The organism is Sphingomonas sp. Ell38C01 (assembly GCF_055231975.1).
Genome location: NZ_JBUYVA010000001.1, coordinates 2616815 through 2642567, shown reverse-complemented (window position 1 = coordinate 2642567; position 25753 = coordinate 2616815). Strand labels below are relative to the sequence as shown.

The 25753-nt window shown below is 68.7% G+C and carries 22 protein-coding genes; 12 read left to right on the top strand and 10 right to left on the bottom strand.

Features of this window, described 5'->3' with window-relative positions; all coding sequences use genetic code 11:
- Window positions 1–80 precede the first annotated feature (80 nt).
- The 4 genes from ACV7NO_RS12455 to ACV7NO_RS12440 all read right to left on the bottom strand — a co-directional run bounded on the left by ACV7NO_RS12455 (window position 81) and on the right by ACV7NO_RS12440 (window position 6147).
- Window positions 81–3041: a TonB-dependent receptor gene (locus ACV7NO_RS12455; protein ID WP_463406304.1), complete on the bottom strand. Its 2961-nt coding sequence runs from the start codon at window positions 3039–3041 to the stop codon at window positions 81–83.
- The gene (locus ACV7NO_RS12450) at window positions 3038–4084 is read right to left on the bottom strand and encodes a LacI family DNA-binding transcriptional regulator (protein WP_463406303.1); all 1047 of its coding nucleotides are present in this window, start codon (window positions 4082–4084) and stop codon (window positions 3038–3040) included. The genes ACV7NO_RS12455 and ACV7NO_RS12450 overlap by 4 nt, the downstream gene beginning before the upstream one ends.
- A 256-nt stretch (window positions 4085–4340) precedes the next feature.
- Window positions 4341–5033 carry a phosphocholine cytidylyltransferase family protein gene (locus ACV7NO_RS12445; protein WP_463406302.1) on the bottom strand — a complete coding sequence of 231 codons (693 nt, stop codon included), beginning with the start codon at window positions 5031–5033 and terminating at the stop codon, window positions 4341–4343.
- A 7-nt stretch (window positions 5034–5040) separates the two neighbouring features.
- Window positions 5041–6147 (bottom strand): inositol-3-phosphate synthase, encoded by a 1107-nt coding sequence (locus ACV7NO_RS12440; protein ID WP_463406301.1) that lies wholly within the window; start codon window positions 6145–6147, stop codon window positions 5041–5043.
- A 171-nt stretch (window positions 6148–6318) separates the two neighbouring features.
- On the opposite strand from ACV7NO_RS12440, the gene ACV7NO_RS12435 reads away from it, so the two are divergent.
- Both ACV7NO_RS12435 and ACV7NO_RS12430 read left to right on the top strand, forming a co-directional pair.
- Window positions 6319–7200 (top strand): CDP-alcohol phosphatidyltransferase family protein, encoded by an 882-nt coding sequence (locus tag ACV7NO_RS12435; RefSeq protein ID WP_463406300.1) that lies wholly within the window; start codon window positions 6319–6321, stop codon window positions 7198–7200.
- A 67-nt stretch (window positions 7201–7267) separates the two neighbouring features.
- Window positions 7268–7789 carry a superoxide dismutase family protein gene (locus ACV7NO_RS12430; protein ID WP_463407339.1) on the top strand — a complete coding sequence of 174 codons (522 nt, stop codon included), beginning with the start codon at window positions 7268–7270 and terminating at the stop codon, window positions 7787–7789.
- A 61-nt stretch (window positions 7790–7850) separates the two neighbouring features.
- On the opposite strand, the gene ACV7NO_RS12425 is transcribed toward ACV7NO_RS12430, so the two are convergent.
- On the bottom strand, window positions 7851–9407 hold the full coding sequence (locus tag ACV7NO_RS12425; protein ID WP_463406299.1) for a spinster family MFS transporter: 1557 nt from the start codon (window positions 9405–9407) through the stop codon (window positions 7851–7853).
- A gap of 58 nt (window positions 9408–9465) precedes the next feature.
- Entirely contained in the window at window positions 9466–10008 is a 543-nt protein-coding gene (gene thpR, locus ACV7NO_RS12420) for an RNA 2',3'-cyclic phosphodiesterase (protein WP_463406298.1), read from the bottom strand.
- 147 nt (window positions 10009–10155) lie between these two features.
- Here thpR and ACV7NO_RS12415 point away from each other — a divergent pair, with 147 nt between their 5' ends.
- The 4 genes from ACV7NO_RS12415 to ACV7NO_RS12400 all read left to right on the top strand — a co-directional run bounded on the left by ACV7NO_RS12415 (window position 10156) and on the right by ACV7NO_RS12400 (window position 12859).
- On the top strand, window positions 10156–10899 hold the full coding sequence (locus ACV7NO_RS12415) for a Bax inhibitor-1/YccA family protein (RefSeq protein WP_463406297.1): 744 nt from the start codon (window positions 10156–10158) through the stop codon (window positions 10897–10899).
- 78 nt (window positions 10900–10977) lie between these two features.
- Window positions 10978–11757 carry a transglutaminase-like domain-containing protein gene (locus ACV7NO_RS12410; protein WP_463406296.1) on the top strand — a complete coding sequence of 260 codons (780 nt, stop codon included), beginning with the start codon at window positions 10978–10980 and terminating at the stop codon, window positions 11755–11757.
- A gap of 62 nt (window positions 11758–11819) precedes the next feature.
- Entirely contained in the window at window positions 11820–12101 is a 282-nt protein-coding gene (locus tag ACV7NO_RS12405) for a hypothetical protein (RefSeq protein WP_463406295.1), read from the top strand.
- Between the two features lie 206 nt (window positions 12102–12307).
- The gene (locus ACV7NO_RS12400) at window positions 12308–12859 is read left to right on the top strand and encodes a hypothetical protein (protein ID WP_463406294.1); all 552 of its coding nucleotides are present in this window, start codon (window positions 12308–12310) and stop codon (window positions 12857–12859) included.
- Between the two features lie 108 nt (window positions 12860–12967).
- On the opposite strand, the gene ACV7NO_RS12395 is transcribed toward ACV7NO_RS12400, so the two are convergent.
- Entirely contained in the window at window positions 12968–13699 is a 732-nt protein-coding gene (locus tag ACV7NO_RS12395) for an extensin-like domain-containing protein (protein WP_463406293.1), read from the bottom strand.
- Window positions 13696–14460, bottom strand: coding sequence for an NUDIX hydrolase (locus tag ACV7NO_RS12390; protein WP_463406292.1), 765 nt, complete (start codon window positions 14458–14460; stop codon window positions 13696–13698). Before ACV7NO_RS12390 ends, ACV7NO_RS12395 begins: the two co-directional genes overlap by 4 nt.
- Window positions 14461–14582: 122 nt before the next feature.
- Here ACV7NO_RS12390 and ACV7NO_RS12385 point away from each other — a divergent pair, with 122 nt between their 5' ends.
- From ACV7NO_RS12385 to ACV7NO_RS12370, 4 genes are read left to right on the top strand one after another with little or no spacing between them, the layout of a single operon-like run.
- A complete protein-coding gene (locus ACV7NO_RS12385) occupies window positions 14583–15713 on the top strand; it encodes a fumarylacetoacetate hydrolase family protein (RefSeq protein ID WP_463406291.1) in 1131 nt (376 codons plus the stop codon).
- Between the two features lie 5 nt (window positions 15714–15718).
- Window positions 15719–16489, top strand: a complete 771-nt coding sequence (locus ACV7NO_RS12380) for an SDR family NAD(P)-dependent oxidoreductase (protein ID WP_463407338.1) — start codon at window positions 15719–15721, stop codon at window positions 16487–16489.
- A gap of 1 nt (window position 16490) precedes the next feature.
- Entirely contained in the window at window positions 16491–17363 is an 873-nt protein-coding gene (locus ACV7NO_RS12375) for an SMP-30/gluconolactonase/LRE family protein (protein WP_463407337.1), read from the top strand.
- 33 nt (window positions 17364–17396) lie between these two features.
- Window positions 17397–18818: a sugar porter family MFS transporter gene (locus ACV7NO_RS12370; RefSeq protein ID WP_463406290.1), complete on the top strand. Its 1422-nt coding sequence runs from the start codon at window positions 17397–17399 to the stop codon at window positions 18816–18818.
- 34 nt (window positions 18819–18852) lie between these two features.
- On the opposite strand, the gene ACV7NO_RS12365 is transcribed toward ACV7NO_RS12370, so the two are convergent.
- Entirely contained in the window at window positions 18853–19947 is a 1095-nt protein-coding gene (locus ACV7NO_RS12365; RefSeq protein WP_463406289.1) for a LacI family DNA-binding transcriptional regulator, read from the bottom strand.
- A gap of 68 nt (window positions 19948–20015) precedes the next feature.
- On the opposite strand from ACV7NO_RS12365, the gene ACV7NO_RS12360 reads away from it, so the two are divergent.
- Window positions 20016–20861: a ThuA domain-containing protein gene (locus ACV7NO_RS12360; RefSeq protein ID WP_463406288.1), complete on the top strand. Its 846-nt coding sequence runs from the start codon at window positions 20016–20018 to the stop codon at window positions 20859–20861.
- Window positions 20862–21117: 256 nt separating this feature from the next.
- On the opposite strand, the gene ACV7NO_RS12355 is transcribed toward ACV7NO_RS12360, so the two are convergent.
- Entirely contained in the window at window positions 21118–23208 is a 2091-nt protein-coding gene (locus ACV7NO_RS12355) for an alpha-glucuronidase family glycosyl hydrolase (protein WP_463406287.1), read from the bottom strand.
- Between the two features lie 142 nt (window positions 23209–23350).
- Between ACV7NO_RS12355 and ACV7NO_RS12350 the strand changes: the two genes are divergently transcribed.
- Window positions 23351–25750, top strand: a complete 2400-nt coding sequence (locus ACV7NO_RS12350; protein ID WP_463406286.1) for a glycoside hydrolase family 3 N-terminal domain-containing protein — start codon at window positions 23351–23353, stop codon at window positions 25748–25750.
- The last annotated feature ends 3 nt before the right edge of the window (window positions 25751–25753 follow it).

Below are 25753 nucleotides of genomic sequence, written 5' to 3'. Positions count from 1 at the left end.
CAGGGCCTTTCGTCTGGATACGCGAAGGTAAAAAAACGGGCGAGCGATGCCGGAGCACCGCCCGCCCGCCAAGGGGGACGTTAGAAGCGGTAGCCGGCGCGCAGCTGGATCCGGCGCGGCAGGGTGATCGTGCTGGTGCCGACGGAGTTGCGGATCAGCGGATCGGTGACCTGCCCGGTGGCGGGGTTGATCGTGCTGTTGAAGAACCCGTCGAAGCCCGAGAAGTTCTTGTTGTTGAACGCGTTGAGCACGTCCACCGCGAATTCGATCTCGTGGTTGCCGAACAGCTTCTGCTTGTTCGCCAGCGTCAGGTTGACCTCGCAGAACGCGAAGACGCCCTTGATGCAGTTCTTGACCGGATAGGCTGCGGTGAAGCGGTTGAAGCCCGAGTTCGCACCATTGGTGCCATCGGTGACCTGATAGGCCTGGCCGCTGCCGAGCGTGGTGATCGACGAGAACTGGAAGCCCAGCGGCAGATCGGCGATACCCGAAAGGACGACGCGGTGGCGCTCGTCGCCCGGGCTGGGGCGCCAGCCATAGGCGTCGGGCGTCAGCGCATCGAGGCTGAACAGGTCGCCGCCATTCTTCTCCGCCTTGCCGTAGGTGTAGGCGAGGTTGAAGCCCCAGCCGCTCGACTGCGTGTAGTTCTTGTCGAGCGTGAAGTAGAGCGCCTTGTAGCGGGTATCGAGCCCGTCGAACCCGACTATGACGTTCGAATAGCCGTTGGCGACCGCGGTGGCGGTGGCGCAGCAGCCGCCGAGCCCGTTGTTCTGGCGGGTGGCGAACAGGTTCGTATAGCCGTTGCGCCCGCGCTGGTACGAGGCGGTGAGTGCGGCCTGGAACACGCCGACCTTCTGGCGGATGCCGAGGCTGACCTGGTCGTTGACCGGCGGCTTCGCGTCGTTCTTCACCGCGAACAGCTCGGGCAGGCCCTGCGTCGACGTGCGGGCAAGCGCGAGCAGGCCGTCGCGCGTCAGGTAGGAGTTGTTCCACTGCACCGTCGGCAGGCCGTTGCGCGGCTGACCGTTGGCGGAGAAGCGGAACACGCCGATCGGGTTGATCGTGCGGCTGAGCTCATCGACCGTGTTGTTGAAGTTGTTGCGATCGTAATAGCGCCCGAGCCCGCCGAAGATCACCGTCCGCTGATCGTCGTTCACGTCGTAGGAGAAGCCGAAGCGCGGCGCGAACGCATAGGCGAACGGCTTACGCTGTGTGCCGTTGGTGATGTAGTCGTTGGGGTTGTAGTAGGACGTCGTCGGCAATGAACGCAACGCGCGCTCCGCGGCGGGCGGCGTGACATAATAGTTGTTGAAGCCGTTGAACTCGTAATCGTAGCGCAGGCCGATGTTGAGCTGCAGCTTGTCGGTGACGTCCCAGTCGTCCTGCGCATAGAAGCCGAGCTGCGTGTTCGAGCCAAAGATGCGGCCATTGCCGAGGCCGAGGCGCGCCTCCGCCGGGAAGGCGATCGTCAGGGCGTTCTGCGGCTCGGTGCGGAAGGTGTAGCGCGGCTGGATGAACGACTGGTTGTTGAACTCGATGTCGGTCACCTCGACGCGCGCACCCACCTTGATCGCGTGACGGTCGATCGCGGTCCACGTCACGTCGTCGCGGATCGTCCAGCCCTGCTGCTCCTCGCGCCGCGTCGAGTCCTTGCCGCCGAAGGTGATGATCCCCTCATATTGGAACTGCGGCAGGTTGGGGTTGAGCGACGAGGGATTGAACTTGTAGTTCAGGTAGTTGGCGTTGAATTCGTTGATGAACCCCTCGCCGGTGTAGGTCCATTTGAAGAGATAGGTGTCAACCGTGTTGATCTTGTTCTCGGCCGCCGAGAACGCCGTCTCGCCGCCGAAGCCCTGGATGTCCGTCTCGGTGCGCTTGCTGTACGACAGATCGAACACCTGGTTCGAATCGGGCGTGAACGTCAGCTTGCCGAAGTAGAAGTCGCCGCGGAACGGGCTGACGAACGATCCTTCGAACTCGCCGACCTGACGGCCGGTGACTGCGGCGAAGTTCGCGCGCTGCGCCGCCGAGGCGTTCGAGGCGACGTTGAACGCGCGATCCTGATCGTTGCCCTCATAGGTGCCGAAGAAGAACAGCTTGTCCTTGATGATCGGGCCGCCCAGCGCGATGCCGTACTGCTTGCGCTCGAATGCGGGCTCCGGCCGGTTGTTGACCTTGTCGAGATACGCCTTCTGCGTCAGGCTCTTGTCGGTATACTGTCCGAAGACCTCGCCATGGAACTCGTTGGTGCCCGACTTCGTCACCGAGGTGATGATGGCGGAACCGGCCTGCTCGTACTCGGCCTTGTAGTTCTGCGTCAGGACGCGGAATTCCTGCACCGCGAGCTGGCCGAACGGGTTGCCGCGGCTGTTCTGCTGGCCGGCGACGCCGCCCTCGCGCAGCTTGTTCTTCAGGCTGACACCGTCGACGAAGACATTGACCTGGCTGGCGGACGAGGCGCCGGCGGAGAAGCCCTTGTCGGTCTCGCTGTCGTTGTAGCGGACGCCGGGGGCAAGCGCTGCAAACGACAGGAAGTTGCGGTCGGTCTGCGGCAGCGTACGGATCTGCTGCTGGCTGACGTTGGTCGCGGTCTCGCTGGTCTTGGTCTCGACCAGGCGGCTGCCGGTGACGACAATGTCGTCGCCCGAGGCGGCGACGGTTTCGCCCGCGGCCGGCTCGGGGGCCGCGGCCTCCAGCGTGGCGTCGAGCGAGGCGGCCTGGCCGATCGAGGCGATGATCTCGCGCGCGAAGACGGTGCCGTCGGTGCCGGTGATCGTGATCGAATACGTCGCGGGACGCAGGCCGTTGAGCGAATAGCGGCCCTGCGCGTCGGTGACGGTGCGCAGCGTCTGGTTGGTGCCGGCGTTGACCGCGACGACGGTCGCGCCCGCGGCGGGCGCACCGGCGGCGCTGCGCACGGTGCCGCGCAGCGAGGCGGTGGTGGTCTGCGCCGTGGCAGGCGCGACGAGGACCGCGGCGGTGCCGAGGATCGTCGTGGTGGCGAGCGTGGCGCGGAGCGCGGACGTCATCAGTCTGGTCATGCTGGAGTTCCCCTGCTGCCCGTCGTTGCGGGCGGTTCGTTGTCGTGGTGGCGAAGGCTGGAAGCGCGGACGACGAGTGTCGGCGTCACGCGTTCGGGTGGCGGTGCGGGCAGATCGGGCGCGGCGATCGCGGCGACGAGCCGGTCGAGTGCGCGCTCCCCCATCGCGGAGATGCCGGCGCCGATCGTGCTGAGCGCAGGGCTGATGTAGCGGGCGAGCGGGACGTCGTCGAAGCCGACGATCGCGACGTCCTGCGGCACGGCGCGGCCACCCGCGACGAGCGCGCCCATGCAGGCGAGTGCCATCATGTCGTTGGCGGCGAACACGCCGTCGACGTCGCCCATGGCGAGGACCGCGGCACCGGCGGCGGCGCCGCTTTCCTCGTGGAAGTCACCGGGCAGGATGGCGGGATCGACGCCGGGGAGGAGACGGGCCATCGCGGCGCGATAGCCTTCGGCACGTTCCGCGGCGTCGGCATTTCCGGTCGGGCCGGCGATATGGACGATGCGGCGGCAGCCCTGCGCGACGAGGTGCGCGACCGCGGCGTCGGCGCCCGCGCGATTGTCGATCCCGATCGCGGCGTGCCGCGCATCGGGGCTTCGGCCGTTGAGCAGCACCGCGGGGATGCCCTTGGGCAGGCTGTCGACGACCAGCGCACCGTCGATCTCGGGCGCCATCACGACGATGCCGTCGACCCGGCCGCGCATCGCGCGGAGCGCGTCGGCAGTCTCGGTCGCGTCGCCGTGCATGTTGGTGAGCAGCAGCTGGAGCCCGCGACGGTGCGCGGCGAAATCGATCCCGCGGATCAGCTCGGAAAAGAACTCGCCGAACAGGTCGGGCAGGACGACGCCGATCGTGTTGGAGCGGCGCGTAGACAGGCTGCGCGCGCCGAGATGCGGCGAATAATCGAGCTTGCGCGCGGCGGCGATGACTCGATCGCGGGTGCCGGGGGTGACGTTGGCATGGCCGTTCAGCGCGCGCGACGCCGACGCGATCGAGACCGCGGCCTCGCGGGCGACATCCCTGATCGTGGCGCTTGCCATCGCGTGCGTTCCCGGATCCTCTGCCTTGGGTATCGATGCGTTCTTGGGCGCATGTAACCGCTTCCACGCCTGTGTAACCGCTTACATCCGGGTGCAAGAGGTTTGTTGGGGCGGGGGTGGATTGGGCGGGGGGCGTTGCATCGATGCAACGGGAGTGCGCTCACAACCGAGGGCGGCATGCAAAATCCCGGCGTCGTGCCCGGACGAGAGATGGATCCCGGATCAAGTCCGGGATGACGGAAGGTGAAGACGGGCTTCAGCCGAGCGCGGCTTCGGCCTGGGCGAAGGCGGTGGCGTCGTCGACGTCGAGCCACCAGCGGGCGCCGATGTCGATCACGCGCGCGCCGCCGGTCGCGGCGAGCGCCTCGACGCCGGCGGAGATCGAGCCGGTGCCGCCCGCGGCAACCGACGCGGCGAGCGCGTCGTGGAAGCGGCCGTCGACCGCGAATACGCCGCAATCGAACGCGTCGTAATCGGGCAGGTGCTTGCCGATCGCGACGATCGTGCCGTCGCGGGTGCGGACGCGGGTGACGTCGTCGAGGTCGACGAAGGGATTGTCTAGACGGCGGTCGACCGCGAGGGTCAGCGCCGCGTCGGGCGCGGCGATGACGGTGGCGACGATCGCGGGATCGAACAGGTGGTCCGCCATCATCAGCAGATGACGGTCGCGGCCGATCACCGCCGCGCCGGTGAGCACCGAATGGCCGTTGGCAAGGTTCCAGTCCGCAGTGCGGACGCAGCGGATCGCAGGGTCGAGCGCGGCGAGATGCGCTTCGACGCGCGCGCCCTCATGCCCGGTGACGACGACGAACCCCGTCGCGCCGCCGGCGCGTGCCGCAGCGATGACGCGATCGATGATCGCGATGCCGGCGACCGGGGTCAGCGGCTTGGACGGGGAAATCGATCGCAGCCGGCTGCCATAGCCGGCTGCGACGATCAGGGCCTGCATACGCGGCTTATTCGGCGGCGAGTCGTGCGTCGGCGTGGATGAACTCGTCTGTCATCTGCGCGGCGATGTCGTCGGTGAACTGCTCGGGCGGATGCTTGCAGAAGAACGCCGACGGGCCGGTGAGCGCGCCGGAGACGCCGCGATCGAGCGCGACCTTCACGCAGCGGATCGCATCGACGACGACGGCGGCCGAGTTCGGGCTGTCCTCGACCGACAGGCGCAGTTCGAGGTTCATCGGTACGTCGCCGAACAGGTTGCCTTCGAGTCGCAGGAAGCACAGCTTGTTGTCGTGCAGCCACGGGATGTAGTCCGACGGGCCGACATGGATGTTCTCGTCGGCGAGGCGCTCGGCGATCACTGCCTGCACCGCCTCGGTCTTCGACTCCTTCTTGCTCGCCAGCCGCTTGCGGTCGAGCATGTTCATGAAGTCGGTGTTGCCGCCGGTATTGAGCTGATAGGTGTGATCGATCGTCACGCCGCGCTGGCCGAACAGGTTCGACAGCACGCGGTGGACGATCGTCGCGCCGACCTGAGCCTTCACGTCGTCACCGACAATCGGGAGCCCTGCGTCCGCGAATCGCTTTTCCCACTCCGGACGGCTGGCAATGAACACCGGCATGCAGTTGACGACGCCGACGCCCGCCTCGAGCGCGCACTCCATGTAGAACTCGGTCGCCTCCTGGCTGCCGACGGGCAGGAAGTTGACGAGGATCTCGGCGCCCGAATCCTTGATGGCGGCGATGATCTCCGCCTTCGTCGCGTCGCGCGTGTCGTCGATCTCGAACCCGCGATCGTTGGCTGCGGTCAGCATGTGCTCCGCGACGCCATCGAGCTTGGCGCCCATCTTCACGATCGTGCCGGTCTTCGGCACGTCCGCGTGGAACACCTTCGTGCAGTTCGGCTTGGCGAAGATCGCCTCGCCCAGATCGAGCCCGACCTTGCGCGAATCGACGTCGAACGCCGCGACAAACTCGAGATCCGATACCTTGTAACCGCCGATATCCTCATGGATGAGGCCCTGCGCCGTATTGCTTCCAGTATAATGATACTTGCCCTGAACCAGGCTGCTCGCGCAGTTTCCGATTCCGATTACCGCTACCTTGATCGTCGTCATTCGACCCCCGTGCGCGGGGTACAATGCGCCCGCGATGACAAAGTGATGACGGACAGGTGACAGATGCGGGTCATCTGTTCAAGCGAAGGGCGACGGATCGAGCGCGAATATTGCGCTTGGCCGGCAGGGGCGGGGAATGCGACAAGCATCGCCGCAAAGGGGTAAGGCAAAGTGGCGACGACGTTTTCCGTGCTGGAGCGCCCGACGGGCAAGCCGCGCGAGCTTCAGGGATTTTCGAATCGCGCGATCTTCCATCCCGCCGCGCGGCGGCTGGCGATGGCGCTGGTGCCGACCGGGGTGACGCCCAACGCCGTATCGGTGACGGGCGCGGCGATGGTGGTGGCGACCGCGTTCCTCTACACCGACGGCGGCTGGCCGCTGGCCGCGATCGTCGGGCTGGCGTTGCATCTGGCGTGGCACGTCGTCGACGGCGCGGACGGCGATCTGGCGCGGCTGACGGGCAAGGCCTCGGCGAACGGCGAACTGATCGACGGGCTGTGCGACTATGGCGGGCATATCGTGCTGTACCTGATGCTGGGTGCGATGCTGGACGACGTTATCGGGGGGTGGGCGTGGGTCTGGGCGGTGGCCGCGGGGCTGTCTCGGGTGGCGCAGTCGATCTATGCGGAAAGCCAGCGGCGGACGTATCTGTGGTGGGCTTACGGCGTGCCGTGGATGCAGACCGCGAAGCCGAGCGCGGGCGGCGCGATGGGCGCGGCCGGCCGGCTGTACCTGTGGCTGTCCGATGCACTGACCGGGCCGACGCGTTCGGTGGGCGCACTCGTCGCGGCAGCGGAGGCGGATCCGGCTGAGCGGCAGCGTATCGCGGGGCTGGCGCGTCAGGCCGGCCGGCGAACGCTGCCCTGGCAGATCGCGCTGGGTGCCAATCCCCGGACGGTGTTGCTGGGGATGAGCATGATCGCGACGCGCTCGCCCCTCTGGTTCTTCGTGATCGAGGCGACGGTGCTCAATGTGTTGCTGGTAGCCTCGTGGGTGCAGCAGTCGCGGAGCTGCCGGCGTCTGGTCGACCTGATCGCGCGCGGACGCCATTAGGAACCGCGGCGCGACCCCGGGGGTTGCGGGTCGGTATCAACATGGGAGACAGGCGATGCGGTTGGCGATGATGACGATAACGGCGGGGGCCATGCTGCTCGCGGGCTGCAACGAGGGCAAGGTCGAGACGGGGTTGCCGGTGGCAGGCGGCGCGACCGCGGTGGCGATGCTGCGGACCGCGACCGGGGCGGACGTGGGCAAGGTAACCGCGACCGAGGTGGCCGGCGGGCTGCGCGTTGCGCTCGACGGGATGGCGATGCCGCCGGGGACGCACGGGGTCCACATCCACACCACCGGTCGCTGCGATGCGCCGGACTTCACGACCGCGGGCGGCCACTGGAACCCGACGATGAAGAAGCACGGAACGATGAACCCGCAGGGGCCGCACGAGGGCGACCTGCCCAATTTGACGGTCGGTGCGGACGGGCGCGGGACGCTGGCTGCGACGATCGCGGGCGCGACGATGGCGGGTCTGATGGACGCCGACGGATCGGCGTTCGTGGTGCATGCGGGGCCGGACGACCTGATGACCGACCCTGCCGGGAATAGCGGCGGACGGATCGCGTGCGGGGTGTTCGTGGCAAGTTAGGCGGTCGCCACCCGACGTCACCCCGGCGAAAGCTGGGGTGACGTGCTGGGGCTGGGGAAATCTAGATCGCCTCCCCCGCAGCCCGGGCGCGTGCTTCGCGAGAGGCTTCGACGGCGGGGACGAGCCGGTAGGCGGCGATCGCCGCCGCCAGCGTGATCGGCACCGACAGCAGCAGCGACAGCATCCCGAACGACAGGCTGCCCGACAGCGTCGACACGCGCCCTGCGAGATATGGCCCGAGCGCAAGGCCGAGCAGCGTGGTCCCGATGAAGAACGTCGCGGTCGCGGTGCCGCGCATTCGTGGCAGGACGAGATCCTGCGTCGTCGCGGCGGCTGCGGCGAGGCCGCAGGCCGCCGTGACCTGCGCGAGGAATAACCCGGCATAGAGCACCGGCAGTGACGAGGCGGTGAAGGCCATCGCGAGGAACGGCGCGGGGACGATCGCGGCGAAGATCACGACGCGCAAGCGCCCGTCGGGATGCTTCGCGCGCAACCGGTCCGCGATCACGCCGCCCAGCGTGACCCCCAGAAACCCCGAGATCGCGCCGAAGCTGCCGATGAAGAACCCGGCATCGGCGGGCGCGGCGCCCAGCACGCGCAGTGCATAGGGTGCGGCCCAGAAGCCGGCGGCGTAGCTGAGGAACGCGTTGAGGCCATAGGCGACGACGGTGCACAGGAACGCCGGGGTGCCGACGATCAGCGCGAAGGTGGGATAGTCGCGCCGCTTGAGCGCATTCGCCCAGGAGAAAACCGCGTAGACGCCGATCCCGATCGCGACCCATTGCGGCCAGGGCTCGCCCGCCGCGACCAGCGCGACGACGGTCGCGACGACGATCGCGAGCGCGACCACGTTGACGACGAACGCGCGCACGCCGCCGGCCGCGGCGCCGATCAGCGTGAGCGGGGGCAGGATCGTAACGAGTTCGGCAGCGAAGGCGCGGAACGGCGCGGGGTGTTTCTCGGGCTCGGGCAGGCCCTCGACCGCGCCGCGGATCGGCTCGCGCAGCGTCGCGATCCACAGCGCGACGAGGAGGCCGGGAATGCCGACACCAAGGAAGGCGGCCTGCCAGCCGACGAGGCCGAGCGGGCCGCCGCCAGGGAAGGCCGTGTTCCAGCCCTGGACGATCAGCCCGCCGAGGAACAGCGAGATACCGCCGCCGACGTAGAGCCCGGCGGAATAGATGGCGAGCGCGGTGGCGCGCAGTCGCTTCGGGAAATAATCCGAGATCAGCGAATAGGCGGCAGGACTGGCGGTCGCCTCGCCGACGCCGACGCCGATCCGCGCGGCGGCGAGGTGTCCGCCGGTCTTCGACAGGCCCGACAGCGCGGTCATCGTCGACCAGAGCGCGAGGCCGACCGTCATCAGCCGGACGCGGTGCCAGTTGTCCGCCAGCCGGCCGAGCGGGATGCCGAACAGTGAGTAGAAAACGCCGAACGCGGTGCCGTAGAGGAAGCCGAGATCTTCGTCCTTCAGATGGAGATCGCGCTTGATGTCCTCCGCCAGGATCGAGATGATCTGGCGATCGACGAAATTGAGGATGTAGACGAGAAAAAGGATGCCGAGGACGTACCAGGCATAGGGTTTCGCCTGCTGCTGGACGTCTGGGGTGGTGGCCATCCGGTGCTCTCCCTTTGCCCCGTGCTTCGGGGCGCTTTTGTCGGGGCGTAACAGACGCTCATGCCAGGGGCCAGCGGGCTATGGCCTCGTATTGCGCACCATCGGGGGCGAGGTGGCTTTCGAACAGTGTGAGGTGGGGCAGCGCGAACGGGGCGCTTGCGAGCGCGGCGTGGGTGGCGAGCCAGCGCTCGATCTCTGGCGCGGCGCCCGCACTGCGGGGCAGGCGGGCGAGCGTGACGTGGGGGCGGTAGCCGCCGCGATCGGCGGCGATGCCGACGCGTGCGAGCGCCTGGTCGACCTTGCGGTGGAGTGCGGAAAGCGCGTCTTGCGGCGCGACGGCGGCCCAGAGCGTATCGGTGCGCCCGCGGGTCTCGAACCGGCCGACGCCGGCGAGCGCGACGACGGGTGCGGGGGCATGGACCGAGGCGAGCGCGGCGGCGATATCCTCCGCGACCGGACGCTCGACCGGTCCCACGAAACGCACGGTGAGGTGGAGCTGTCCGTCGTCCTGCCACCGCGCATGCGGCACATCCTCCATCGTTGCGGACAGGCGGCGTCGTATCTCCGGCGGGGGACGCAGGGCTACAAAGATACGATGCATGACGAACCGACTATTAACCGTTGCTGAGCGTGCCTGGATATAATGATGCAACCGGATTTGCTTGAAAAGCGTAGTGTTCGGGACGATATTCACCGTATCCGGCACGGGGCATTCGGCACCGGTCCGGGCAAAGGAGCGATTTTCGAGATGGCAAACTGGTCTGACCCCCGCGCGAATGCCGCGCCGTTCGGCAACACCGCCGCCGGTGCGCGCGATACCGCGACCGATGCGGGTCTGCGGTCGTACATGCTGTCGGTCTACAACTACATGACCTCGGGCATCCTGCTGACGGGCATCGTCGCGCTGGGCTTCGCGCTGTCGGGCATGGCGGCGCAGGTGTTCACGCAGGGCGGTCCGCTCAAGTGGATCATCACGCTGGCGCCGCTGGGCTTCGTGTTCGGCATGAGCTTCGGACAGGGCAAGATGTCCACCACGACGCTCAAGGCGATGTTCTGGGGCTTCGCGCTGACGATGGGGCTGTCGCTGTCGACGATCTTCCTCGTCTATTCGCCGATCGCGATCGCGCAGGCGTTCTTCGCGACGGCGGCGGGGTTCGCGGCGCTGAGCCTCTATGGGTACACCACCAAGCGTGACCTGTCGGCGTTCGGCACCTTCCTCATCATCGGCGTCGTCGGGCTGCTGGTGGCGAGCGTCATCAATATCTTCGTCCAGTCGGGTCCGCTCGGCATGGTGATTTCGGGCGTCGGCGTGCTGCTGTTCGCGGGACTGACCGCGTACGACACGCAGCGTACGAAGAGCCTGTATTTCCAGGTCGCGGGCTATCCCGAACTGGTGTCGAAGGCGGTCGTGATGTCGGCGCTGAGCCTGTACCTCGACTTCATCAACATGTTCCTGTTCATTCTCCGCCTGTTCGGCTCCAGCCGCAACTAAGCGCGACGATAACGGTTCAAGGCGAAGGCCCGGCGGGACATCCTGCCGGGCCTTTTCTTTTGGGAGATGACGGGCGCCATGCAGCTTTCGATCGACGTACGGCTCGATTATGCGTTTCCCGAGCCCGCCGACACGCTGCTGCAGATCGAGGTCGCGCGCCTGCCCGACCAGCGGCTGATCAAGCAGGGGCTGACGGTGTGGTCCGACAACCCGATCGCCGCGGTAACGGGCGAGGAAGGGGTCGGCCAACGCTGCTGGGCACGCGGGCAGGGGCGACTGGTGGCGGAGTATCGCGCGATCGTCGCGATCGAACGCGCGACGATCGACCTGGCGGCGCTGCCCGCGACACCGGTGCGCGCGTTGCCGGGGCATGTCGTGCAGTATCTGCTGCCCAGCCGCTATTGCCAGAGCGATCGGTTCGAGCCGTTCGTGCGGCGGCAGTTCGCGGGACTGGAAGGCGGCGCGCTGGCGACCGCACTGGTGCGCTGGGTCCACGAGAACCTCGTCTACGATATGGCCGCGAGCACGGGGGATACGACCGCGCTGGATACCTTCGCGAGCCGGTGGGGGGTGTGCCGCGACTATGCGCACCTGCTGGTCGCGCTGGCGCGGGCGGCGGAGATTCCCGCGCGGTGCGTGTCGGCCTATGCGCCGGGCGTCGAGCCGGCCGATTTCCATGCGGTGGCGGAGTTATGGATCGACGGGAGCTGGCATCTGGTCGACGCGACGGGGATGGCGTCGTGTGCGGACATTGCGCGGGTGTGCGTTGGGCGCGACGCGACCGATATCGCGTTCATGACGGTGTTCGGGCGCGCGGACCTGATCGAACAGCGCGTCTCGGTGACCCGGATCGACTGACCGGGTCGGAACGGGGCGGCAACGAAACCGTTGAGCATTCACGCTATCCTTGGAGAGAGATCATGTCCGACGACACCCCGATCGACGACCGCGCGCTCGACAGCCTCTCGGTCGCGCCCGCCGACGATGCGCGCAAGACCGGTGATGCGGGCGGCGACGCGTCGATTGCCAAGCGCCTTGCGCGGGATCCGGAAAATTCGGACGCGCGGCTGGACGCGGGGCTCGACGAATCGATGGACGCGTCCGACCCGCCGTCGTCGACGCAGCCGGTGCACAACCACAAGCTGCCGGACTCGTCGGGGTACGATGCCGAGGCGGAAGCCGAGCGTGCGAAGGCGAAGTAGAGCGTCGATCCCGAAATGTTGCAGGAAGGCCGCAGTTTTGCGGCCTTTTTGTTACTTGGTCGCTCGGTTCGTCGCATCTGATGTTGCGGTGCGGAATCATTCATGGTCGTTTCCTGAATACGGGACGACGGCACGGTAAGGGCGGCGTTAACCATCCTGGGTGCATGATCGGGCTTGCGGTCCAACACTTGCGGTGGGGTGACGACATGGGTGCCAGGATGAAGCCGGCGGAAGGGGCGATGACCCTTGCTGAGATGAAGGAATTCGCCGGGTTCGCATCGTCGACGCAGCGCTATATCCGCCGCAGTCTCGACATCGGGCTGGACCGTGACGACGCGATGCAGCGCTGGTCGCGCGATATCGTCGAGGCGGCGAGCATCCGCGCGCAGGCGCGGCACTATGCACGGCTGGCGGACATTCGCGCGATCGTCCCCGACGACAGTGGGCTCGACGCGATCGAGCCGTTCCTGGCGCCGCTGGTCACCGTCAGCGCATTCGACCTGGGGCAGGGGCGGCTGACGCACTTCTCCGCCTACCGGTTCCTGTACGAGCGGCTGATCGGCGCATCGGTGCGGCCGTGGCTGCCGGGGGCGTTCTGTGCGGCGGCGGCCTTGCCGCATCTGCACCCGGAATTGCGGCGCAAGTTGCTCCAGTCGATCAGCGAGGCGGCGGCGACGGCGTCGGGCTGGTCGTCGCGGCAGCCGAGCTTCTATCCCTATTGGGTCGAGAAGGTGGAAGGGGCGGCGCTGCCGAACTGAGGAGCGCTGTCGCGCGCGATCTTGTTCAGGACTGGACCTCGGCCCCTTCGACTGCCTGCCAAGGCAGGCGCTCGGGACAGGCTTCGCCGGGGTACGGTTCGCCCGGGATCAGCGGCAGGCGCGCCAGCCCATCGGGCCGCGGTTCGCCTGGTCGAGGTGGAAGTGGTCGCGGTGGGCGGCGTTATAGTCGGGAGACAGGGTCGTCGCGAAGAGGCGGCAGGCGCCGTCCCGGGCCCTGCGGAGGAACGCGGCCTTCTTGCTGCCCTCGTCCCAGTCGTTCACCACGCTGATGCGAGTGCCGCCGGACAGACGGAAGGCGGCAATGTCGAGCGCGTCGGCGGTGGCGTGCTCGCTCCAGCTGCCGCCGTCGCGCCCGTACATGCGGCGGCAATTGTAGCTGCCGAAATGCTCGATCTGCACGACACGTGCGCCGTAGAGCGATTGCGCGGCGGGCTGGAGGACATCCCATTCCCACATCGCGAGCGCGGCGGCGACGGGGCAGGCCATGCCGACGTCCCGTGGCGCAAGCGTGACGCGGCGCGCGCCGCCGGGGGTGAGGCGGACGCCATCCGGATAGCCGCAGGTCCCCGGCCCCTCGACCGGGGCGAGCGCGGTGTAGCGGATGCCGGCGCGGTCCATCAGCGCGCGGCACTGTGCGAAGTCTTCGGTGAGCGCGGTCAGCTTGCGGCCGGTAAACAGGCCGATCGGCTGGCCGAGATCGAGCGGCGTCCAGGGAAGATCCTGCGGGCGACCGCGCAGCATCGCGAAGGCGACGAGTGCCAGCGCCGCGACCAGCGCGAGCGCCGCGATCCACGCGATCGTGCGGCGCAGGCACCTCACCCGCGCATCGCGCTCGCCAGCACCTCCGAGGTGACCGGGTAGCCCACGTCCGTGGGGATACACAGGTGCGCCGCACCGTCGCGGATTTCCTGCCACGGCGTGATCGTCGTCACCGGAATGCTCGCTGCGTGCGCGGCCGCTTCGTCATGGCTGCCGAACTGCGCGAGGCGTTCGAGGTTGCGCCGGGTGGGAAAAATGATCTGCATCCGGCCCGCATCGGCCTCTTCGAGCACATGTTGCGCGGTGGCCCAGACGAGACGGACATTCTCGGTCTGGTCGACCTCGGCACAGGGAGCGCCGACGGGCAGGCGGGCGAGGTAGAAGCGCGTGTCGAAGATCCGCATGTGACGGTGCGCGGGGCGCCAGCGGGCGAAGGGGACGAGCGCGTCGAGATCGAGCGCGAGGTTGGCCTCGGCGAGCGCCACCCCGAACGCAGTTCCGGCGTGGAGCGCGGCGCGCAGCCGTGCCAGCGTCGCGAAATCGGGGAGCGGCGTTACCCCGATGGGCAGGCCGGCTTCCTCGATCGTCTCGCGGATCGCACCAATCCGGGCGGCGGTTTCGTCCGGTTCGCCGGGGAACGTCGCGGCGAGGACATGGTCGCCCGGGTCGATCCGGCCACCCGGGAACACCATCGCGCCGCCCGCGAACACCATGGCCTTCGCACGCTCGACCAGCAGAAGCTCGGGTGGCCCGGCTTCGCTGTCGCGCAGCACGACGAGCGTGGCGGCGGGGATGGCTTCGGGGAGGGCGTCGTCGGTCATGGCGACCGATGTAGCGCGGCGATGCGCGCGCGCCACCCCATTGCGACCCGCCGAGCTTGACAGCATCGCCATGACCGTGTTGGTAGCGCTATCAGCGGCGAATTGCGACCGAGGGGAGAGCGATGACGGGGGTGCACGACGGGGCGGCCATGCTGCCGGCCGATTGGCGGACGGGGCGATTTGTCGGCCGGATCATGACCGACGAGGGTCCCAGCCCGATCCTGATCGTCGCGGGCGAACTTTACGACATGGCACGGGTGACCCCGACGGTCGCGGACCTTGTGGCGCGAGGCGACTTTTCCGGCGCGGGCGGGCGCTCGCTCGGTGCGTTCGATCCGGCGACGGTGACCCTGCTGACGCCGGTCGACCTGCAATGCGTGAAGGCGTGCGGGGTGACCTTCGCGGTCTCCGCGCTGGAGCGGGTGATCGAGGAGCGGGCGCGGGGGGACTGGTCCGCGGCAGCGGCGATTCGTGAGGGGCTCGAGGCGCGGATGGGGGGATCGATCCGATCGATCGTGCCGGGTACGCCCGAGGCGGCGGCGCTGAAGGCGGCGTTGATCGAGGACGGGCTGTGGTCGCAGTATCTGGAGGTCGCGATCGGCCCCGATGCAGAGGTGTTCACCAAGGCGCCGGTATTGGCGACGGTGGGCGCGGGCGCGGAGATCGGCGTGCGATCCGACTCGACGTGGAACAACCCGGAGCCCGAGATCGCGCTGCTGGTGAATGCGGAGGGCAACGCGGTCGGCGCGACGCTGGGCAACGACGTGAACCTGCGCGATTTCGAGGGTCGCTCGGCGCTGCTGCTCGGCAAGGCGAAGGACAACAACGCGTCGTGCTCGCTGGGGCCTCTCGTGCGGCTGTTCGACGAGGGCTTCACGATCGACGACGTCCGGGGCGCCGACGTGTCGCTGCGCGTCGAGGGTGCGGACGGCTATGTGCTGGAAGGTGCGAGCACCATGCGCGAGATCAGCCGCGATCCGCTCGACCTGGTCAGGCAGACGCTGAGCGAGCATCAGTACCCGGACGGATTCGTGCTGTTCCTGGGGACGCTGTTCGCGCCGGTACAGGATCGCGACGAGGTGGGGCGCGGCTTCACGCACAAGGTGGGCGACACGGTGACGATCGCGAGTGCGCGGCTAGGCCAACTGGTCAACCCGGTGGTGACGTCGAGGGACGCGGCGCCGTGGACGGTCGGGATCGGCGCGTTCATGGCCAATCTGGCGCAGCGCGGCCTGCTCGGGGGCGCAAAGTGACCGACATGACCGCGGTGAAGGGAGCCTCTCAGGGGGCGATCTATCCGAGCCTTGCGGGCAAGCGCGTGCTGGTGACCGGCGGTGCGAGCGGGATCGGCGCGGGGATGGTCGAGGCGTTCGTCGCGCAGGGCGCGCGTGTGGCGTTCGTCGATCTCGATGCGACGGCGGGTGCGGCGCTGGCGGCACGGCTCGATCCCGCGCCGGCATTCCGTGCGTGCGACCTGCGCGATCTCGATGCGCTGGCGGGCGCGATCGCGGGGTTCGTCGAGGACTTGGGCGGGATCGACGTGCTCATCAACAACGCCGCCAACGACGACCGGCACACGATCGCGGAGGTCACGCCCGCCTATTGGGACGACCGGATGGCGACGAACCTGCGCCACCTGTTCTTCGCCGCGCAGGCGGTGATCCCGGGGATGCGCAAGGCCGGGGGCGGCGCGATCATCAACTTCGGATCGATCAGCTGGCATCTGGGGCTGCCCGACCTGATCCTGTACCAGACCGCGAAGGCCGCGATCGAGGGTATGACGCGCAGCATGGCGCGCGACCTGGGCCGCGACAACATCCGCGTGACGACGATCGTGCCGGGCAACGTTCAGACCCCGCGGCAGGAGAAATGGTACACCCCCGAGGGCGAGGCGGAGATCGTCTCCGCGCAATGCCTCGACGGGCGGATCCAGCCGGTCGACGTCGCCGCGCTGGCGATGTTCCTCGCGTCCGACGATGCGCGGATGTGCACGGGGCATGATTATTTCGTCGATGCGGGCTGGCGCTGAGATGGCGGACGCGGTGCGATCGGTCGTTTCGGTCGGCGCGATGCTGGGCGAGGGGCCGGTGTGGGTCGGCGCGCAGCAGGCGCTGTGGTTCGTCGATATCAAGAGGAAGCGGATCTATCGGTTTCGCCCCGCGACGCGCGCGCTCGACCACTGGGATGCCCCCGAGCAGGTCGGGTGGGTGCTGCCGTCGGCCGACGGGCGGATGGTCGCCGGGCTGAAGACGGGGCTGCACCGGTTCGATCCGGTCAGCGGGACGTTCGGGCTGCTCCACGATCCCGAGCGCGCACTGCCCGGCAACCGGCTGAACGACGCCGCGACCGACGCCGCGGGGCGCGTCTGGTTCGGGAGCATGGACGATGGCGAAAAGGCCGCGACCGGGCGGCTGTACCGGCTGGCGGACGGACATTGCGCGGACAGCGGCCTGCCGCCGGTGGTCATCACCAACGGTCCTGCGATCACCGGCGACGGGCGGACGCTGTATCACACCGACACGCTGGGGCGGACGCTGTGGCGCGCGGACATCGGCGCGGACGGGACGCTGGGCGCGCCGACGCGGTTCGTGACGATCGAGGACGGCGCGGGCTATCCCGACGGATCGGTCGTCGATGCCGAGGGCTGCGTATGGGTGTCGCTCTATGGCGGCTGGGGCGTGCGGCGCTATGATCCGGCGGGCGTGCTGATGCGGACGGTGGCGTTTCCCGTCGCCAACGTGACGAAGATCGCGTTCGGCGGCGCGGATCTGCGCACCGCCTATGCGACGACCGCGCGCAAGGGGCTCGACGCGGCGGCGCTGGTGGCGCAACCCCTGGCGGGGAACCTGTTCGCGTTCGACGCGGGCGTGGCCGGCGTGCCGGTGGTGCCCGCAAAGGTTTGAGATAGAAAAAATCGGGTGAGGGAAGGATCGAGGATGGCGACACGAGCGGAGGGCGGCGACCAGACCGTCAACATGAAGTTCATCGCTGCGATCGTCGCGGTGGCGACGATCGGCGGCTTCATGTTCGGCTATGATTCGGGGGTCATCAACGGCACCCAGAAGGGGCTGGAGGCGGCGTTCGACCTGGGCAAGCTGGGGATCGGCGTCAACGTGGGTGCCATCCTCGTCGGCTCGGCGATCGGTGCGTTCGGTGCGGGGCGGCTGGCCGACGCGATGGGGCGGCGCGGCGTGATGCTGCTGGCGGCGGCGCTGTTCCTGTTCAGCGCGCTGCTGGCGGGCGCGGCGGATTCGTCGATCGTGTTCATCTTCGCGCGCATCATCGGCGGACTGGGCGTCGGCGCGGCGAGCGTGACGTCCCCGGTCTATATCTCCGAGGTGACGCCCGCGAACATCCGCGGGCGGCTGTCGAGCGTGCAGCAGGTGATGATCATCACCGGGCTGACCGGCGCATTCGTCGCGAATTTCGCGCTGGCGCGCTATGCCGGCGGATCGACCGCGGAGTTCTGGATGGGCTATCCGGCGTGGCGCTGGATGTTCTGGCTGCAGGCGATCCCCGCGGCGATCTACCTCGTCGCGCTGCTCTTCATCCCGGAGAGCCCGCGCTACCTGGTGGTGAAGGGACATGACGAGCGCGCGCGCGCGGTGCTGACGCGGCTGTTCGGATCGAACGAGGCGGACCGCAAGGTCGCGGAGATCCGCGCGAGCCTGGCCGCCGACCACCACAAGCCCAAGCTGTCCGACCTGATCGACAAGACCACCGGCAAGATCCGCCCGATCCTGTGGGCGGGTATCGGCCTGGCGATCTTCCAGCAGCTCGTCGGGATCAACGTGGTGTTCTATTACGGCGCGACCTTGTGGGAGGCGGTGGGCTTCTCCGAGGATTATGCGCTCCAGACCAACATCCTGTCGGGCGTGCTGTCGATCGGCGCGTGCCTGGGCGCGATCGCGCTGGTCGACCGCATCGGGCGCAAGCCGCTGCTGCTGATCGGATCGGCGGGGATGGCGGTGACGCTGGCGGTGGTCGCCTATGCGTTCTCCACCGCGGTGACCGATGCGGCGGGCGCGGTCTCGCTGCCGGGCAGCAACGGGATCGTCGCGCTGGTCGCGGCGAACCTGTATGTCATCTTCTTCAACATGAGCTGGGGCCCCGTGATGTGGGTGATGCTCGGCGAGATGTTCCCCAACCAGATCCGCGGATCGGGGCTGGCGGTGTCGGGGTTCGCGCAGTGGATCGCGAACGCGGCGATCTCGGTGAGCTTCCCCGCGCTCGTCGTGTCGCCGGGGCTTGCGATCACCTATACCGGCTATGCGGTGTTCGCGGCGATCTCGTTCTTCTTCGTGAAGGCGATGGTCAACGAGACGCGCGGTCGCGAGCTGGAGGATATGGAGGGGTGAGACGCTCTTCCCTCCCGCGTACGGGAGGGACGTTTCAGCGTTGTACCCGGTCCCGCCGCGCGGTCGGGCGTTGCCGGGGGGCGGCGTCGGACTGGCGGCGGATCAGGGTATAGTCGGCGATCATGTGCTGGACGATCGGCGGCGCATCGGTACGCCCGGCCTTGCGGGCGCGGATCGCGCGGACGAGCAGGTCGACCGCGGTGCGCGACATGTCGGTGACGGGCTGGCGGATCGTCGTCAGCTCGGGCCAGATCGTCGTCGCGAGCGCGGTATCGTCGAACCCGCAGACGGTGATGTCCCCCGGCACGTCGAGCCCGCGGCGGTGCGCGATCGCGACGGTGGCGGCGGCCATGTCGTCGTTCGACGCGAAGATCGCCGTGGGCGGCTCGTCGAGATCGAGCAGCTGGTCCGCCGCGTCGAGGCCCGAGCGGTAGGTGAACAGCCCCTCCACCACCAGTTCGGCGACGTCGGGCAGCTTCAGGTCGGCGAGCGCGGCGCGATAGCCGTCGAGGCGTTCTGCGCTGGCGGTCTGGTTGGGGTTGCCGGTGATGAAGCCGATCCGGCGATGGCCCAGTGCGCCCAGGTGGCGCGTCATGTCGTAGGCGGCGCGGCGATCGTCGATGCTGACCGCGAGCGCCCAGTCCGGCGCGCGCCCGGTCGCGACCGCGACGGTCAGGATCCCGCGCTTTTCCAGCGCGGCGAGGATCGCGGGCGAATCGGACAGCGGCGGCGGCAGGACGACGCCATCGATCCGGCCGCGGATCAGATGCTCGATCGCGCTTTCGTCGACACCCGCATCGTCGCACTTCTCGACGATCAGCTGGACGTTGCTGCGGCTGGCCTGGTCGAGGCTGCCGACGAGGAACTCGCTGAGATAGGCGAAGCTGGGGTTCGAGTGGAGCAGGCCGATGCGGATCTCCTCGCCGCCCGCCAGCGCGCGCGCGGCGGCGCTGGGCGCGTAGTTGAGCGCGGCGATCGCCGCGCGGACGAGATCGCGCGTCTCCTCGCGGACATTGCCTTCGCCGTTGATGACGCGCGAGACCGTCATCGGCGAGACGCCCGCCTTCGTCGCGACGTCGCTGATCGTGGGCGCATTGCGCTGACGGCGCGAAGCGCGGGGTTCCTTCATGATGGTCCTTCCCTGTGTTATGCGATGGTAACGCTCGCGCAGGCGACGGCAAGGGTGGGAGAGCGACGATGCGGCTGATGATGGCGATGACGGCACTCGCGATGGCCGCGTCCGCGCCGGCCCAGCAGCCGCCCCCGGCGCCCGCGCCTTATGTGAAGAATCCGCTCTACTGGCCCGTGCCGGTGATCGACCGGGTCGCGCCGACGCTGCCGAGGCTGCGCCGCGGCGCGGTGCTCATCCTGTCGAAGACCAACGGCTATCGCGATTCGCCGCAGATCGCGGCGGCGACCGCGGCGTTGCAGCGTATCGTTCGCGCGCAGGGGCGCGACGCGTTCGCGACCGAGAATGCCGCGGTGATGAACCCGCGCGACCTGGCGCGATTCCGCGTGGTGGTGCTCAACAGCATCAGCGGCGACGTGTTCGCGCCCGACCAGCGCGCCGCGTTCCGCGACTGGATCGAGCGCGGGGGCGGGGTCGTCCTTCTCCATGGATCGGGGGGCGACCATCATTACGACTGGAACTGGTATCGCGATGCGCTGCTGGGCGTGACGTTCATCGGGCACACGTCGAAGCCCGAGCAGTTTCAGCAGGGGACGATCCGGGTGGTCGACCGCACGCACCCCGCGATGCGCGGACTGCCCGAAGCGTGGTCGCGGGTCGAGGAGTGGTATGCGTTCGACCAGGTGCCGGCGGGGGCGGGGACGCGCATCCTCGCGACGCTCGACGAGGCGACGTACCGCCCGGCGGCGGAGCAGCGGATGGGGGCGGTGCATCCGATCGTGTGGACGCGCTGCGTCGGCAAGGGGCGCGCGATCTTCTCCGCGCTGGGGCATCGGGCGGAGAGTTATGCGGAGCCGTTGCATCTTGGGCTGATCGACGGGGCGATCCGGTGGGCCGGAGGGCGGGGGTGCTGACCGCTCAGGGCCGATCGACATTTAGCAAAAGCGACCTGCTTTACCCTTGCCCGTTCGTCTCGCGTAGGGATCGAGCGAAGTCGAGAGCCCGTATCGAGAGACTTGGCCGCCGGGCATCGCCGCTCGATACGCCGTCGCGACTTCGCTCGACGGCTACTCGAGACGAACGGCAAAAGGCGGAATGTCGATCGGCGCTACCGCGTCATCCCGGCGGAGGCCGGGATGACAGGTCAGGTGGGGGCAAGGCGTAATCGGTCTATTGCGGGTTGCCGGGCGCGTACGGGAAGCGCTGCGCCTTGTACCAGGCGAGGTCGTGCTCGGGCGCGGCGGCGCCGACGGGCAGAGGCAGGCCGTTGACCGACATCCAGTAGGCGAGGCTGGCGTCACGCCACCAGCGGGCCTCGCGTTCCTGCACGGCGAGCATTTCGGCGGTCTTCGTCCAGCGTTCGGCATCGATGCGCGGCTTGAGCGCGTCCCAGGTCGCGCGCATGCCCGCGACATAGGCGACGCCCGCGTCGTAATCATGGACCATCTCGGCCCAGAGCGTGCGGCCCGAGGCCATCTTGCGGTCCCACGCGACGTGCTGGAACCAGAGGAGATCGCGTTCGGGGATGCGCTTCGGGTCGGCGAACGTGCGCGCGACGGGTGGGGCGTATTGCGCGATGGCGTTGCTGCCGGTCCTGGTGCGGTCGAAGCCGATGCCGGCCTTGTCGGCGCGGTGATAATAGACCGGGTTCCATTCGGGGCGCTTGAGGTCCGCGACCCACGGGCCGGGGCCATAATGGTGGCCGGTCGCCATGACGTGCGCCAGGCCGAGCGGGGTCATGTAATCGACCACCGCTTCGCGCGAGCCCATCATCATCCGCACGACGGGGTCGACGATCGCGGGGTCCGCGCCGAAGGTCTGCGCGGCCCATTCGCGCGCGATCGCCTGCGGGTCGGCCTCGGGATCCCAGGCGAGGCGGCCGAACGCGTACCAGTTGGCCTGGTTGAACGGCGAGCCCGCCCAGTCGCGGTCGCGGCCGATATTGGCGACGCCCGCGATGCCGGTGAGGCGGTGGCCCTCGAGCGAGCCGTCGACGACCTTCGCGACGGTTGAGCCCTTGCCCTTTGCGAACGTGTCGGCATCGAGCGTCTCGGCGAAGAGCGTGCCGAGATAGGCGAGGTGGGTCGCGAAGCCGAGATATTCCTTGGTGATCTGGAACTCGATCATCAGCGGGGTCTTGGGCATCGCGCCGAACAGGGGGTGGAAGGGCTCGCGCGGCTGGAAGTCGATCGCGCCGTTCTTGACCTGGACGATGACGTTGTCCGCGAACGTGCCGTCGAGCGGCTTGAACTCGCTATAGGCCTGTTTCGCGCGATCGTCGGGATCGGTGTCCGCATAGACGAAGGCGCGCCACATCACGATGCCGCCATGCGGCCTGACCGCGGCGGCGAGCATGTTGGCGCCATCGGCGTGGGTGCGGTGGTAGTCGCGGGGGCCGGGCTGGCCCTCGCTGTTGGCCTTGACGAGGAAGCCGCCGAAATCGGGGATCGCACGGTAGATCTCGTCGGCCTTCGCCTTCCACCAGGCCGCGACCTCGGGGTCGAGCGGATCGGCGGTCTTCAATCCGCCGATCTCGATCGGGGCGGAGAAGCGCGCGGAGAGATAGACCTTGATGCCGTAGGGGCGGAACACGTCGGCGAGCGCAGCCGCCTTGGCGATGTAGCGCGGCGTCAGGCTATCGGCCTTGGCGTTGACGTTATTGAGGACGGTTCCGTTGATGCCGATCGAGGCATTGGCGCGCGCGTAGTCCGCGTAGCGCGGGTCCTTCACGTCGGGGAGCGTCCACCAGTCCCACAGCGACGCGCCGGCATAGCCGCGCTCGACGACGCCATCGAGATTGTCCCAGTGGTTGAGGACGCGCAAGCGCACCTTGGGCGCGGAGGTGAGATCGGTGCGGTCGAGCGTGCCGCCGGTGTCGACGTGTCGGATCAGCGCGAACGCGCCGTAGAGGACGCCGCGATCGGTGTTGGCGCTGACGAGCACGGTGCGGCGGCCGTCGAGCGTGACGGTGCGGATCGCATAGCCTTCGTCGCCGAGCGCGGCGGTGGGGACCGCGACGCCGGCGTCCCGCGCGGTGGCGAGGACGATCGGGAGCGTGGTGCCCGACAGGTCGCGGCGGAGTTCGGCGGCGGCGATCGCGAGCGTGGGGGAGGCGCCGCGTACGATAACCTCGGGCGCGGCGGCGCGCGGTGCGGCGGGGCGGAGCCATAGGTCGTAGCCGTCCTCGGCGAAGGCGGGAGCGGCGCAGGTAACCGCGAGGGTGGTGCAGGCCAGCAGCAGACGCGTAGTCACTTTCATCATTCTCTCCCGGGGCGCGGCGTGTCGCGCTGGCCGCGCGGCATTGACAAGCCGCTGCGGTGCCGTGCATGTTAGCGGTATCACGGCGACGACATCAACAGCAATGTCGCGTCCGGTTGCGGATTTGCACGGGAGAGGCGCGATCATGGCCAACGCTAGAGGAAAAGTCGGGACGACGACGCGTCGCGACCTGCTGCGCTGGGGCGGATCGGCCTCCATGCTCGCCTTCCTGCCCGTCACTGCGCGCGCCGCGGCGGCGACCCCGGTCTACAAGGATTCGCGCGCGCCCGTCGACCTGCGCGTGCGCGACCTGATGGCGCGCATGACCCTGGACGAAAAGGTGGCGCAGCTCATCACGCTGTCGACGAGCAAGAAGGACGTGATGGACGCCGAGCGGCGGTTCGACCCCGCCAAGGCGAGCGGTGCCTATCCCAACGGCATCGGCCAGATCGCGCGCCCGTCCGATCGCGGCGGGGCGGCGACCGCGAACAATACCGGCGCCGACGTGACCGGGCGGTGGCGCGCGCCCGCGGACACGATCGCGTTCGTCAACGCGGCGCAGGGCTGGGCGCGGACCACGCGGCTGGGGATACCGGTGCTGTTCCACGAGGAATCGCTCCACGGCTACATGGCGCCCGAGGCGACGAGCTTTCCGCAGGCGATCGCGATGGCGGGCAGCTTCGACCGCGGGCTGGTCGAGCGCGTGCAGTCGGTGATCGCGCGCGAGGTGCGCGCGCACGGCACCGTGCTGGCGCTGAGCCCCGTGGTCGACATCGCGCGCGATCCGCGCTGGGGGCGGATCGAGGAGACGTTCGGCGAGGACGCGTATCTGTGCGGCGAGATGGGGGTCGCCTCCGTGCTGGGGCTGCAGGGGCCGGGCAAGGCGCTGGCGCCGGGCAAGGTCTTCGCGACGCTGAAGCACATGACCGGGCACGGCCAGCCCGAGAGCGGCGAGAATGTCGCGCCCGCGCCGATCGCGGAGCGCGAGCTGCGCGAACGCTTCTTCCCGCCGTTCCGCAAGGTGGTGGCGAAGACCGGGATCGGCGCGGTGATGCCGTCGTACAACGAGATCGACGGCGTGCCGAGCCACGCGAACCGCTGGCTGCTCCACGACGTGCTGCGCGGCGAATGGCATTTCGACGGCGCGATCGTGAGCGACTATGCCGCGATCCAGGAGCTGGCGACGCTGCACCATGTCGCGCCCGATCTGGACGGCGCGGCGCGGCTGGCGCTGCGCGCGGGCGTCGATAGCGACCTGCCCGACGGGAAGGCGTATCGATCGCTGGCGGACCAGGTCCGCGCGGGCACGGTGGCGCTGGCAGACGTCGATGCCGCGTGCGCGCGGATGCTGACGATGAAGTTTCGCGCGGGGCTGTTCGAGGCGGGGCCGGTCGATGTGCGCGCGGCGGCGAAGCTGACCGCGAACGCGGAGGCGCGCGCGCTGGCGCTGGAGGCGGCGCGCAGAGGCGTGACGCTGCTGACCAACGACGGGACGCTGCCCTTGTCGGCGGGCGCGCACCGGCGGGTGGCGGTGATCGGGCCGAACGCGGCGGTGGCGCGGCTGGGCGGCTATTCCTCGATCCCGAAGACGACGGTGTCGCTGCTGGAAGGCGTGACCGCGCGGTTGAAGGGCAAGGCGGCGGTGGTCCATGCACAGGGCGTGTTCATCACGCAAAGCGAGGACCGCTCCGCGAACGAGGTGCTGCTGGCGGACCCGGCGAAGAACCGCGCGCTGATCGCCGAGGCGGTCGAGGTCGCGAAGACCGCGGACGTGATCCTGCTGGCGATCGGCGATACCGAGCAGACCAGCCGCGAGGGCTATGCGAAGGGGCATCTGGGCGACCGCACGACGCTGGACCTGCTGGGCGAGCAGAATGCTCTGTTTGAAGCGATGAAGGCGACGGGCAAGCCGGTCGTGGTGGTCGCGATCAACGGGCGGCCGCCGTCGTGGCCGACCGTGGCGGCGGGCGCTAATGCAATGCTGGAATGCTGGTATGCGGGGCAGGAGGGCGGCACCGCGATCGCGGAGGCGCTGTTCGGCGACGTCAATCCGGGCGGCAAGCTGCCGGTGACGGTGGCGCGGCATGTCGGGCAGCTGCCGGTGTTCTACGACGCCAAGCCCTCGGCACGGCGCGGCTATCTGTTCGATACCACCGACCCGCTGTTCCCGTTCGGGTTCGGGCTCAGCTACACGAAGTTCGAGGTCGGTGCGCCGCAGCTGTCGGCGCCGAAGATCGGGGTGGCGGGGCGCGTGACCGTCTCGGTCGATGTCGCCAATGTCGGCGACCGGGCGGGGGACGAGGTCGTCCAGCTCTATGTCCACGACAAGGTCGCGTCGGTGACGCAGCCGATCAAGGCGCTGAAAGGCTTCGAGCGGGTGACGCTGGCGGCAGGCGAGCGCCGGACCGTGACGTTCGAGCTGGGGCCGGACGCGTTCGCGCTGTGGAACCTCGAGATGGAGGAAGTGGTCGAGCCCGGCCAGTTCGACATCATGGCAGGCGCCAACAGCCGCGACCTGAAGACCGTCACTCTCGAAATCGCCTGAGGT